Genomic DNA, 13,856 nt, shown 5'->3' with positions numbered 1-13,856 from the left:
GATGAAAAATTGCAGATTCACCCAGAAATATCTCTTTAGTAAAGGCTTTGTTCCGTTCTAATTTGAATTGCGATTAATTATTTGTCTTACCTAGTGTTGACAAGCGAGTAGCTGTGATTGTGTCTGTCAGCAATAACAAAGAGTGCGGTAAGACTCAAATTATGGAGGTTAAAACCCATGAATATTCGAGGTAAAGTCGCCCTAATTACAGGGGCTTCGCGTGGTATTGGCAAAGCGATCGCCCTGCAACTTGCACAACAAGGAGCCAAGCGGTTGATATTAGTAGCACGCGATCGCGAAAAGTTAGCCGAAGTAGCCCAGGAAATCGAGGCGATGGGGACAGAAACTGCGATCGTGGCATTAGATTTAACTCAGTCAACAGTTGTAAGTATTGCTGTTGCTCAAATTTGGCGCAGTTATGGCCCAATTAATCTTCTAGTAAATTGTGCAGGAGTCGCATACCAAAATTCGTTTTTGCACTTTAAACTGCCCCAAGTTCAAGAAGAACTCTCTGTGAATCTATTGGGAATGTACAACTTGACTAGTTTGGTAGCTCGGCGCATGGCTAGCCAAAGACAAGGAACAATTGTCAATGTGTCCAGTTTGATGGGGAAAGTAGCTGCACCAACGATGGCGACTTACTCAGCTACTAAGTTTGCAATTTTAGGATTTACCCAAGCCTTGCGGCGAGAGCTAGCTGAGTACAATATCCGAGTCATAGCATTACTGCCTTCTCTAACAGACACAGACATGATACGCAACTTAAAATTATTTCGCTGGGTGATCCCGATGACTTCTCAGCAAGTAGCTAAAGTACTCGTTGCTGGATTGCAAACGGATGCACCAGAAATCTTAGTCGGATGGCAATGTCATTTAGCAGTGTGGTGTCAACACCTTGCCCCGTGGTTGTTAGATCCGATTTTACGAATGGCAACACCGCCAGCGCCAAGCTTACAGCAGCTTGATGAAAAACCCAATTTATTAAATAGAATCTATCGTTTCAATGATTTTTGGCTATCCAGAAATATAGATTCATTCATGTCTGCACGTAAGTCCTGAGAAATGTCGGAAAGCGATCGCCTACTTAATTATCAAAGAGGCGATCGCCTTGTAAATACCTGGGATCTCAAAACTGAATTGTTAAAATAACGAAATTAAAGAACAATTTTAGTTTGTTATTGTCTAATAAGTTCATCACGCTGAACTTGGTTTTCAGACTAAAAATAGCACAAATAAACTTTGTGCTTGGTTTTTCTCTATCAAATCTCTTTAATTTATCATTCACTCGTTTCTGCTGAGGATAAAGAGATAAAGTATAAAGATAAAATTTCAACTTTTATCCTCTATGCTTTCCTTACATACCACCGATTTACCAGAAATTATTGATGACTTGCCAAATATTTCTGGATGGGAGAAAGAAGTTCTCGCTGTCGTCAATCATGATGCACCTATATTTTTACCAACAACCAATATTAAGTTAGAAGACGTAAATGCAGTATTTGCGATCGCCTTACATATGCATCAGCCAACTATACCCGCTGGATATGGTGGTACACTCATCAGCAATCTGCAATATATGTTTGAACATCCCAATGAAGGGGATAACCATAACGCTGCCCCTTTTGCCTATTGTTACAGCCGCATCGGAGACTTCATTCCTGAACTCGTAAATCAAGGCTGCAACCCGCGTGTGATGTTGGATTACTCTGGTAATTTGTTGTGGGGACTCAGGCAAATGGGACGCAATGATATTATTGATAACTTAAAACGCATTACTTGCGATCGCACCTATCAACCTTATGTTGAATGGCTCGGTACAATGTGGAGCCATGCAGTTATTCCTTCCACTCCCATACCAGATATTAAATTGCACATCATAGCTTGGCAACAGTATTTTGCTGCAATTTTTGGTTGGGAAGCATTAGCACGAGTCAAAGGATTTTCACCTCCAGAAATGCATCTGCCAAATCATCCTGATACTCTATTTGAATTTGTCAAAGCATTAAAAGAATGTGGATATCGTTGGTTACTTGTTCAAGAACATTCTGTAGAAACAACTACTGGTGAATCTCTTCGCTACAAACATTTACCACATCGTTTAGTTGCTCGCAATTCTCAGGGTGAAACTATTAGTATTACAGCTTTAATTAAAACTCAAGGTTCCGATACTAAATTAGTTGCACAAATGCAGCCTTACTATGAAGCCAAAACTTTATCTAAACAACAAGTAGGAAACGTATCTATCCCACCAATAGTCAGCCAAATTGGTGATGGTGAAAATGGTGGTGTGATGATGAATGAATTTCCTAGCGCTTTCAAACAAGCTTGGCAAGACATGGTAAATCAAGGCGGAGGAAAATCAGGCGTTGTCGGGATTTGCGGTACAGAATATTTGGAATTAATCGAAGCTGCTGGTTGTAAACCTGAAGATTATCCAACTTGTCAGCCAGTCGGACAACATTATATTTGGGAGCGAGTTTCACCAGATAATTGCCAACCTGAAGCTGTAGAAAGTGCCATTCAAGAGTTAAAGCAAATTAACCCTAATTTTCACATGGATGGAGCTTCTTGGACGAATCATATAAGTTGGGTGAAAGGATACGAAAATGTTTTGGCTCCTATGTATCAATTAAGTAGTTTGTTTCATCAAAAAATTGATCCATTACTGCAAACTAACTCAGCAGAAACCCTAACCCAACAATCTCACTACCGTAAAGCTTTGCTGCATAACCTTTTGTTGCAAACAAGCTGTTTTCGTTATTGGGGACAAGGCGCTTGGACTGATTACGCACGCGAAATTTACCAGCGTGGCGAAAACTTATTGCAAACCATGTAGCAACCTTATTTTTGAGAGTTGAAAGCTACAGATACCCAACTTATTAAATCAGGTGGGTATCTTAATTACTCACAAATAATTTACGGTCAATATTTAAAAGATTCTAATAAAAAATGAAGAGTTTTGAACCCACGCAGGTGGGTAAAGCCTCGTGTAGCCGAGACTTCCAGCAGCCAAGGCAAGTAATAAATTAGACTTTTCAAACAACCTCTTAAACCAAAGGTAACAAAATTTGAAATTCAGTACCTGCACCAAGTTGCGATCGCAAATTTAATTTACCACCATGTCTTGCTATGATAATTCGATAACTTACAGCTAAACTAGTTTCTTTATCAGCTCTTTTTTCTAAAGAGAAACACTCCATAATTTGCTGTTGTACCTCTTGAGACATTCCAGGGCCATTGTCGGCAATACGAATTGAAACCCACCGCGAATCTGGTGTATTAGGCTTGCTTGCTTCCTGTGAAATAACTTCTGTAGTAATTTCAATTCGAGCTTTATGAGTAATGTTTGTAGCTTCTAAATGCAACAATTGCTGCTTTACTGCTTCATTAAGTAAGGTATCCACAGCTTCGCTTAAAATATTCATCAATACCTGATTCAACTGCCCCATAAAGCAATACACTGGTGGCAGATGACCATAGTTTTTGCGAATTTCAATTTCTCCTTGTAGGCGACTATTAATTAATAAAACAATATTATCTAGAGATGCGTGTAAATCTACTGGCTTGGGATAAATCTCATCGATATGGCAAAAGTTCTGTAAGCTAGTGACGAGTTTTTTTAATCTTTCTGCCCCGGTACGAATACTAGCAAGTGATTGTGACAAGTCTTTTTCTAAAAAATCAAATTCAATTTCTTCTTTAAGATTAGTAATACTCTTGGGTGCATCGGCTAGTTCTTGATCATAAGCTGCTATGAGCTTGAGCAAGTCTTGACTATAGTTTGAGACATAAGTTAAGTTACCCCAAATAAATCCCACAGGGTCTAAGATTTCGTGCGCTATCCCATCTACCAAACGCCCCAAGCTCGCCATTTTATCATTTTGAATCATTTGAGCTTGGCTGCGTTCGTACCGCACTAGATTTTCAATTCCCTGGATTTGCCAAGCAATAATATTCAATTCCTGTACATCTAATAATCTGTAGCTACCAGATGCAGTTTGGACTACAACTGGTTCTGCCAAAAGTTCTGGCGATCGCTTTAAGCTCAGTTGCATCGCCGTCAAAATCGATGTTGTATCAGGAAGCAACAAAATCGTTGTCCGTGCATAGCTGTAGAGAATTTCTAAAGATTCTTGAACAAACAACTCTTGTCCATAGGGGCGGATCAAAAATTCTAGCAGTCGCCGCCGCGAAATCATTCCAATGAAATTTCCCTGTTCTACTAAAATTGCTCCTGGGAGCAGGGGGTATTTTTCCAAAAAATGAGCAACGTCTTTGCCAGTACAGTCAATTTCCACCTGGAAGTTGTACATTGGCAATTCTTCAAGGGTTGATTCTAAACCAAGTTCGCGATCGCAACCCTTTGATACAAATGGTGGTGAAATTTTACAACTGAATTCTTCTAGCATTAGACACCCTGATTTTTACAAAAAAAGACGGGAACCATGAAAACCCATCAGTCACTAACTAAATTTTCAACACAAGTCAATTTGTAACGTCTTTTAAGAGTGGGATAAAATGCGACATAGTAAATGGGTGTTTCCATGAATGATATGATAGTCCATCAGTACCGCGGAACGCTCTAAAATTAACGCTTTGAGAGAACATCTTAATCATAATTAAACGGTATATTAGCAAGTATAAAAATTTTGTACAATTTGGGGTTGTCCAAGCGCTTGATAAAGTGAACTCATCTTTTGAGTAAGCGTTTCTACTCCCAACGACAGAAGTTAATTTATCATTTTATACCGATTTTTTTTAGTTGTTAGCATAAAAAGCGCATTTTTGAGCTACAGAGTAGAACAATCTCATAGCTATAAACATATACTCAGCACTTTGCAGTGTCTGCATAGATAAAAAGCTGCAAAAGTAATATCTATTAATTCCGCATAGCTAATGAGTGTTGTAGAACCTTGCTAGAGAAGGTAAAAACATCTTATCTAGACATCTGCTGGGCGATTTTTGGATAACAGACCGCTCAATAGCTACATATGTGAAATTCTGGTCTTGCGGTTTTAAAGTTTTTGTAGTACAAAATCAACACAAAGCTCAAATCAGATTTTGCTAGAGATAGCCTAAATCTTAGGTAGTAGTAACCAACAGCGATCCCCAAATGTTGCACAACTGTAAATCCTTGATGAAAATACACTTGGCTAACACACCATAGAAACAATTTAAGGTAAGTATAAACATAGGTGATTGAAGATTATATAAGCAGCTACTAACCCTCTAGACTCGGAACAATTTCGGAAGTTACACAATCTTAAGAATAGTCCTCGTCAGTAAATGCACTCAGTAAAATTCACCAAATACCAAGACAAGGAAAGGGTTTGCAGCGTTTAAGCGCTAATTAAAAACACAGATTAACTTGCTGTTCAAATGATGTTTAATTGTACGTACGTGTTTTTGATCCCCGTTTCGATAGAATGACAAGGCAGAATCCAAAAACTCAAAACCGCTTTTGACTGCGACGCCCATGAATCAACTGAACAATGGTTTTACGCTATTTTTAAGTCTGCTAGTCGAGGCGATGCCTTTTTTGCTTCTTGGGGTTTTATTCTCCAGTTTGCTGCTATTTTTTGTTGATGAGCGCAAATTAGTGGAAAAAATGCCCAAAAATCCGCTGCTAGGTGCTTTATTCGGCAGCATGATTGGTATTTTCTTTCCGGTGTGTGAGTGCGGCAATGTGCCAGTAGCGCGGCGATTGCTGATGCAAGGAGTACCCACACCAGTAGCGATTGGCTTTTTGCTAGCAGCCCCGACAATTAATCCAATTGTGATTTGGGCAACTTGGACGGCGTTTCGAGATCAGCCTGAAATTGTGGTGTTAAGAGTAGTCTTTTCTTTATTAATCGCCACAATTGTCGGTTGTGTTTTCAGTTTTCAAAAAGACTTGAATCCAATAGTTCAACCTGCGATCGCTCGTTATCTAAAGTACAATCCACCTGCTAAACCAGAACCGAAACGCCGCAAGGGACGTTATCAAGTACAACAGGAAGTAACAGCACCCGATTTGTTAGAAGCCGGGACTTATTTTTTAGGAGGAAAAACTGGTACACCGATACGGATAGATAGTAGTTCAATCCAGACAGCTGCCCTATCCGCCAGCCCCAGCAAACCCCTACCAGTTAAACTACAACTATTGCTGGATAACATTATCCAAGAACTGCGGGAATTGGGGGCGGTGATGGTTATAGGAAGCGCGATCGCTGCTGCCATTCAAGTGCTAGCCCCTCGTGAACTGATCCTCGGCTTGGGTGCTGGGCCTATTAGCTCAATCATTGCCATGCTGGTATTAGCAGCAGTAGTGTCAATTTGTTCTACAGTCGATTCATTCTTCGCCCTATCTTTTGCCTCGACCTTTAGCAGTGGTTCCTTGTTAGCATTTCTAGTATTTGGGCCAATGGTTGACATCAAAGGCATTGGTTTGATGTTATCTATTTTTAAGCCCAGGGCTATATTTTACTTATTTGCTTTAGCAGGACTATTAACATTTTTGTTTACCCTTTTCATTAACTTACACGTCATTTAAAAAATGAGTCAAGAGTCAAAAGTCAAAAGTAATTCACTCTGACCCTTGACCCTTGACCCTTGACCCTTGACCCTTGACTATTCCCTAATGACCACCCAAAATCCCAAATCTAAAATCATCAATTTATTACTTCCTTGGCTGGACGTGCTAGCAATTACAGCTTGGGGAATTTTAATCCTAAAATATTGGTTAACTGGCAAGCTGAACTTGTTGATTCACCCGGATTACTTTTGGTTAGCGATTTTAGGTGCTATCGGCTTTTTAATTGTCGGTTTTTTTAAAGCCGGGCAACTTTGGCAGCGGCGTCGCTATCGTGATGTTACTAGCGCCCAGCACATAACTTTTTTTCCCCCTGGTTGGGGTAGTACCTTGCTTTTAACAGCGGCGGTTTTAGGGTTCATCATTACACCCCGCGTCTTTGCCAGCCAAACAGCACTTGATCGCGGTGTGACTGAGTTACTGGGAGCGACACGCGCTCAACCGCAAGCATTTCGTGCAACTGTTCGCCCAGAAGAGCGATCGCTCGTAGATTGGGTACGCACTCTCAACGTTTATCCTGAGCCAGACGCATATACAGGGCAGAAAGTCAAAGTACAGGGATTTGTCATTCACCCACCAGAGTTAGGAAAAGAATATTTGTTCTTAGCGCGATTTGTGATCACTTGCTGTGCCGCAGATGCTTATCCAGCCGGATTACCTGTAAAACTACAAGGCAGTCGCGATCAGTACTCTCCAGATACTTGGCTAGAAGTAGAAGGACAAATGATCACAGAAAATCTTTCAGGTAAACGCCAACTCACAATTTCAGCTAACTCCCTGAAAAATATTCCTCAACCGAAGAATCCTTATAGTTATTAGTCATTTGTCATTTGTCATTTGTCCTTTGTTAATGACCCATGCCCTATGACCTATGCCCTATGCCCCATGCCCTATGCCCTATGACTAAATCCAAAGCACTTGTCCAACCACTAGATCGCGTGGCGATCGCATTGATGCTACTGCTGAGTTTTCTGATTGGGGTGATGATATTGCAAGGCGATGCAGTCTCAGCTCGTGTTCGCAATTTTACTTGGCAGAATCAAAAAATTGGGGCAGAAGATACATCCTTTACCCTCACCTTTAGCCGCCCAATGGAGACGAAAAGCGTAGAGGATAATTTGAAAATTGATCCACCTCTAGCAGGTAAAGTCAGTTGGGCAGGGAGGCGGATGGTGTACACACTTGTAACGCCAGCACCCTATGGCACAAATTATCAGGTGAAGTTGCAGGGAGCAAGAGATAAGTTTGCTACTCAAGAAAATAATAGTAAGAGGGTGATACAGCCCTTTACAGGTAACTTCCGCACACGCGATCGCGTCATCCTCTATATAGGAACCAATGTAGAAGACCAGGGGCAGTTAGTTCTCTACAACTTGACGCAAGAGCAAAAAAGAGTAATTACCCCCAAAGACCTCATTGTCATGGACTTTGAGGCATTCCCAAATGGGGAGAAAATTTTATTTTCTGCTCGCACTACAAAAAATCCAGACTTGCTGTCAGCGAAGTTATACACAGTAACAACCGGTATTCCTGGAAAATCTGGAGAACAAGCAGAACCAGCAGCTAAAGTTGACTTGATATTAGATAGTAAAGACTATCAAATTTTAAAATTTGACTTATCGCCCGATGGGCAAACTATTGTCGTTCAGCGTGGGAACAAAGCTAATCCTGGGGACTTTGGGCTATGGTTTATGCCAGCCACGAAGGATAGTTCAGAAGAAAAATCCACCCCTAAACGCTTGCAAAGCCAACCAGGGGGAGACTTTATGATCACGCCAGATAGTAAAGCCGTGGCAGTTGCTCAAGGACAGGGAGCCGCAATTTTACCGCTACAAGGTGATGCGAGTAAACCCTTAGATTTTCTACCGCAATTTGGCTTAGTACAAGCTTTCTCTAAAGATGGCTCTCAAGCAGCGATGGTAAAGTTCAATACAGATTACACACGTGATTTGTTTTTGGTGACAAACCAAGGCGTGCAAAAACCTTTATTAAAAACATCAGGCTCAATTATCAGCTGTCAGTTTGATACTGCCTCACCTAGCCTCTACTGCTTGCTGACACAGCTAGTATCAAAGGAACAATACATAGAACAGCCTTATGTAGTTGCAATTGACTTAAAAAGCGGACAACAAAAACCACTGCTAGTATTGCCCCCCGATCAACGGAATGTGCAAATGAGCCTATCTCCCGACGGTTTGGGCTTATTATTTGACCAAATCGTACCACAGGCAGATACGACACCACCACCTGCAAACAGCTTGAAAACCGATGATGGTGAAGCGATCGCTACTAGTAGTTTGTGGTTAATGCCCCTATTACCTATCACTGATGCTGCAACTGTAGAAATTAGACCAGAAAAACTCCCCCTAGTGGGATTTCATCCTCGTTGGCTGCCTTGACAAAGTGTTTTGAAAGCCATTACCACATACAGCGGATTTCAAGTTGATGAAGTACACAATATAGGTCTCAAAGTTAGGTAGTAAGCCTGTTTTCCTTCTGAATCCTGAATTGTGACTACTGAATTCTGCTGGATCTAGGGTATTGGCTCTCAAAATGTAATGAGGTAAAATTTTCTTGGGAATTACTGCTTGTGGCTCAACTTGTTTATAACCCGATGTTGCAGAAAGATTTACCAATTTTAAAGCAGTTAATGAAGCTCTGCATTTTTTTATTAAAATTATGAAATAAAAGACGTTGTTGAAACTTTAATCTGATTCCAATTTATGTCTACGTAAGAATTAGGTTTATAACCTATACAATTATTACTAATAAAATAAAGCAGGTGGTTTTCATAAAAGCAGCAACTTAATTGAACTTTGAAAAAAAAGAGATATTTACTAAAGCCCAAAAGTTAAGTTTATCTAAAGAAATTGTAACAATGCGATCGCTATTTTATATACAAGCTTTTCTTACTATAGATTTAATACATCCAGATTATCTAAGTGTATAAAGGTATTCCACGCCAAATGCATCCCTCATGTAGTACGTAGAGAATTCTGACATTATTTACAACACAAAAGTGGTTTCTAACTTACCAATAGCACAAAAGTTTATCTAGCGTATCAATTTTTATTAGTTAATTTTTTATACATAACTATTAGTCAAAGTCAAGCAGTATCAGACCCCTCAGCAGCTTTTAAATTGAAACATGACATCATACCGAAGCTTGACGTACAAGAGGATCATAATGTTATAACGGCATCAGTTCTAGATGCAAAATGAGGAAAGCTAATTTAATGAATTACTCATGCTTAAAGAGAGTTAAATTTAGCATCTAGAGTCAACCCTGATCTCAAACAGTTGATCAGCAATGCTAACGCCAGTACTGCTGAATATTTTTAAGCGGGTGGGTCAAGAGTAATGAATGAAGCTGACACCTCAAACAACCGAGCTGTGATGGAATCTCTAAATTCTGCTAATTTGCCGCAATTGGAGCAAGCGAGTTGTCCTTTTTACTCAGTTGTGCCTAATGAAAGTATGGCAATTACAAAATTGCCACTCCTCAAGCCAGCTCAAGATACGCATTACGAAACTGAAGTTTTGCAGTCGGAAGATACCCCTCAACAGGACTGGGTTGCAGAGCCTGAAAGTGAAAAACAAGCAGTGGTTGACTCAGAATTTCAGCAACTGCTGGCGTTAAATGAAGAATTACGGGCAGCTAACAGCGACTTATATAAGCAAGTAGAGCAGCTAAAAGATGACTTATCTGAGTCCCAAAAGGTCTTGCAATGGCAGAAAACTCGCTCTAGCGTCAGTGAGTCGATGCTTAACCAACATACTCAAGAACTAGCCGCAGCCCAAGGGCAAATAAAGTCGCTTTTCCAACAGTTAGAAACTGCTACACAAACTGTTCAACACCAAGAAATTTTTATTGAAACTTATAAAGCACAACTACAAATTAGCCAACAGCGCCTTGCCCAGTTAGAACGAGAATGTTCATTACTACAAACTAACTATAGCGATCAGTCTCAGCAGCTATTACAATCAGAAACTACTTGTCGGGAGTTACGTACTAGACTGATGCGACAACAACGCCAGACCCTGCAATTTAAAGCAGCTCTGGAAAAATGTCTAGACACATCTGTCCCCAGCTATGACTCGCTAGACGATACTGCAAAACATCCCAAAGACATTACCAGCGGGCAGACAAGATTCTCCAGAAAAGCTCGGTCTTTGTTTCCCAACGTACAACCAATCAAACCTTGGTCAGCAGAACCAGAATCTTTGACTAGTAATTTAGATAATCTATGGGGGGAATCGTCAGCACCGCCGCCATACCAAGTAAATCAACCTACTCCGACTTCTCCCTCGTCTCCTTGGAACTGGTCAATTAAGGAAGAAACGCCAACACCAGCGCAACCAGACCCCTCGCCAGCCTTTGAAGATTCTCCAAAAACACCAGAACCAGAAGTTGTTTCTCCTTCCGAGTCGTCAAACCTAGATCAGCAATTAGATAGTCTGATTCAAATGTTTTTCACCTCCCAATCTCCATCTGTATCATCACCACTGCCTACTACGAAAACTAATGTAGACAACAATCCGGCTAATGAGCAGATTTGGAATACTTTGGCAACAATCTTGGAGGATGAGGAGGAATTAGAAACTACACCAAAACAGCAGTTTGAGGAGCCAGTTGAGGAAGAAATTAATCACCCTGCAACTATTTCTCCTTCCCGCACAGTAGATTCTCCAATCTCAACAAGCAATAACGACGTGCCGATTTCCCCTACTTCGCCTCACGTTGAGACTACTGCTGAAGAAACAGACGACTATTGGTCAGAAATCTCACGATTGGCACAGGTAGATTTTTCAGCAGATTTGTCTCAAGAGTCATCAGGAGACAACACCAACGACGCGAATTCGCCCTCACCAGTGGTTTATCCCCAGAGACCACCCAAGGGGCGCAAGTCGTTGGCATCTGTAGAACTGCCGAATTTTCGCCCAAATAGTCAGTAGAGACGCGATTAATCGCGTCTGTACAAAACGCCTGTACAAAAGTCTAATTAAGAATTCTCGCTTGTGATTTTTGAATTAAGGCTTCTGAGTTGACTTTTGCTATTTGATGGCGCGATCGCGGTTTGCCAGCGGCGATCGCGTAATTAATTGTCAACAACCGCAACCATAATGCTGGATATCGAGGTTCTAGCCAAGGGCCTATCCGGGACAAGAAGCGTCCAAACCAGGGACTTAGTAAAGCACTCACCAAGGCATGACGACCGAAGTTGAAATAATTGCCCAGCCATCGCACTAAGTCTCTAAAACCAGCAAGTTGCCAAATCCATAAAAGCAAGGCAGGATTTTTCCTAGCTGCTTTGAGTGCTAGGCGATTAAAGGTTAACCAATCGCACCTGTCTTTGATAAAGTTATCTGCTACTTCTGGTGGTTCGTCTGCTAACAGCCCAAAAAAGGTATTGAGCATGGAGTTAATCCGCTGGGGAGGTAAAAATCTCCCTGTGGGAACCATCATGCCTTTAGAAAATAGCCAAGTCACTGAAACGTTGCTTTGGTAGGCGCGAATTCGGTTCAAGTGCCGGAAACTTAGTAAGTCGTGCTTGAGGGCTGTATCCAATAGCGTTGTTAAACGGTCTAAATTCCGTACCAGAGAACCAAAACCGGTGAAAACGAGAGGAGACTGGAGTGATGCAGCATCACCGATCGCAATCAATCTATCAAAGGCAACTGTGCGATCGCTACTCCCGACACTAAAATGCCCCGGTATATAGCCAAATGTTGGCTTTTTCCACACCAACTTGTCTACATCACACCTGCGATACTCCGGCAAAATTGTGAAAAAATCTTCGTACATTTCCAGCAAGGAACCAGGATTTTCGGCATTGACCTCGTGGTAATGAAATAAATAAATCGTCAGTTCTTCGCCAACGCCGGGAAACAATTCCCAAATCAACTGCCTGCCGCGTGAAATATCACCGTGGCTATAAAGAACGTCGCCATATTGGGAATCCCACACTCCAGGCTCAAAGCCGCTCTCGATTACTGCTCCCACCGTCGGGCATACACTATCAAAGGCGCGACCACCATTTAATTGCCAAGCTATAGGAGAAGCAGTTCCCATTGCATCAATTAACAATCGCCCACTCACTTGCTTCTGGGTTTCGCTGGGCAAATGCTTGACTGTCAGAACAACTTGTGAGTCATCAATATTTGCTCGGATAAACTCTGTTTCATCCCAGATTTCGCCACCTGCTGCTTGCAGTTTTTGTCCGCACATTTGCAGCCATTTATCAGAGTCTAAGGCTATATTCAGCACTGTGGGTGTATGTAAGACAGGCGATCGCAATTTGGATGGATTATTACCATCAAAAAATTTATTGAATCCATCTTTATATTCCCTAGCAATGACGGTTTCTAACTCGGCAGTTGTTACCAAACCCAAATTAATTAGACTTTGAATCTCATCGCGAGAAATATTCCATTCCCGATTCATCCGTCCAAAAGGCATTCGCTCCAGCAGCAATACTTTATACCCCAGTTTGGCCATCACTGCCGCATGAATTGCACCTAATGCGCCGCCGATATATATAAGGTCATAGGTAGGTGGGGAGGAAGGGGAAAGAGGGAGAGGAGCAGAGGAGGAGACAGAAGTATTATTTTCTTCCCCATTACCCAGTCCCCAGCGATGCACTGAGCCTGTCGTTGGCGCAGCCTCTCGTAGAGAAGTGTCCCTAGTCCCCAATCCCCAGTCCCCTTTACTAGAAAACACAACTTGACGTGGCTGCTGCGGATTACGTACCCCTTCGCGCCAGCGTTGTTCCCACCAGTAGGCACGTTTCAGGTCATATTCCCCGTTGGGCATTTTCTGAAAATACTTGACGGTAAGGGGATAATACGGGGCTAGTGCTGCAAAAATCGATTCTTGGGACAAATCAATCGCTGGTGGTTCCGGGTAGTGATGCCCAAAACGTTCTCTAATTTCGGTTTTCAGGCTTTGCAGAATTTGCCCCTCTCCGGGGAAGGGTTGCTCTGCCCAACGGAATACTTTTAGATAAGTAGTTCGCTGCACTGACCAGACAAATACTGAAAGTTCAGTAGGCAATGTTTCCGAAATAGCTGCACTAGAATTTGTAGTTGCAGCAGGAATTTTGAGGCGAAAGCCTTCTGAGGTGAGTACCTTTTCACCATTTCCTGGTTTAAAATCTACTTGCAACCAACTACGTACAGCTGCTGTATCTGGGGTTGGAACTTCTAAATAAAGGATTTCTCTCATCTTTCCCTGACATCTCCGATCAATCTACTCACTTAGACAGATTTCATAAAAGCAGAAAGT

The 13,856-nt window shown here is 41.6% G+C and carries 8 protein-coding genes; 6 read left to right on the top strand and 2 right to left on the bottom strand.

The window, feature by feature from the left end:
* Positions 1–177 precede the first annotated feature (177 nt).
* Positions 178–1,059: an SDR family NAD(P)-dependent oxidoreductase gene (locus tag WKK05_RS25875; protein WP_341525909.1), complete on the top strand. Its 882-nt coding sequence runs from the start codon at positions 178–180 to the stop codon at positions 1,057–1,059.
* Between the two features lie 286 nt (positions 1,060–1,345).
* The gene (locus WKK05_RS25870) at positions 1,346–2,836 is read left to right on the top strand and encodes a glycosyl hydrolase family 57 (protein ID WP_341525908.1); all 1,491 of its coding nucleotides are present in this window, start codon (positions 1,346–1,348) and stop codon (positions 2,834–2,836) included.
* 211 nt (positions 2,837–3,047) lie between these two features.
* On the opposite strand, the gene WKK05_RS25865 is transcribed toward WKK05_RS25870, so the two are convergent.
* Positions 3,048–4,409, bottom strand: a complete 1,362-nt coding sequence (locus WKK05_RS25865) for an ATP-binding protein (RefSeq protein WP_341525907.1) — start codon at positions 4,407–4,409, stop codon at positions 3,048–3,050.
* 1,067 nt (positions 4,410–5,476) lie between these two features.
* On the opposite strand from WKK05_RS25865, the gene WKK05_RS25860 reads away from it, so the two are divergent.
* From WKK05_RS25860 to WKK05_RS25845, 4 genes are all read left to right on the top strand, one after another.
* A complete protein-coding gene (locus WKK05_RS25860) occupies positions 5,477–6,532 on the top strand; it encodes a permease (protein WP_341525906.1) in 1,056 nt (351 codons plus the stop codon).
* 87 nt (positions 6,533–6,619) lie between these two features.
* Positions 6,620–7,390 (top strand): TIGR03943 family protein, encoded by a 771-nt coding sequence (locus WKK05_RS25855; RefSeq protein ID WP_341531192.1) that lies wholly within the window; start codon positions 6,620–6,622, stop codon positions 7,388–7,390.
* An 80-nt stretch (positions 7,391–7,470) separates the two neighbouring features.
* Positions 7,471–8,970, top strand: a complete 1,500-nt coding sequence (locus WKK05_RS25850) for an Ig-like domain-containing protein (protein ID WP_341525905.1) — start codon at positions 7,471–7,473, stop codon at positions 8,968–8,970.
* A gap of 961 nt (positions 8,971–9,931) precedes the next feature.
* Entirely contained in the window at positions 9,932–11,527 is a 1,596-nt protein-coding gene (locus tag WKK05_RS25845; protein ID WP_341525904.1) for a hypothetical protein, read from the top strand.
* 43 nt (positions 11,528–11,570) lie between these two features.
* Here WKK05_RS25845 and WKK05_RS25840 read toward each other — a convergent pair whose 3' ends face one another.
* Positions 11,571–13,796, bottom strand: a complete 2,226-nt coding sequence (locus WKK05_RS25840; RefSeq protein ID WP_341525903.1) for a flavin-dependent dehydrogenase — start codon at positions 13,794–13,796, stop codon at positions 11,571–11,573.
* Between the last annotated feature and the right edge of the window lie 60 nt (positions 13,797–13,856).

Origin of the sequence: Nostoc sp. UHCC 0302, assembly GCF_038096175.1 — a bacterium.
Lineage (GTDB): Bacteria > Cyanobacteriota > Cyanobacteriia > Cyanobacteriales > Nostocaceae > UHCC-0302.
The sequence above is the reverse complement of the archived record's forward strand: the minus strand, read 5'-3'. Positions and strand labels throughout refer to the sequence as shown.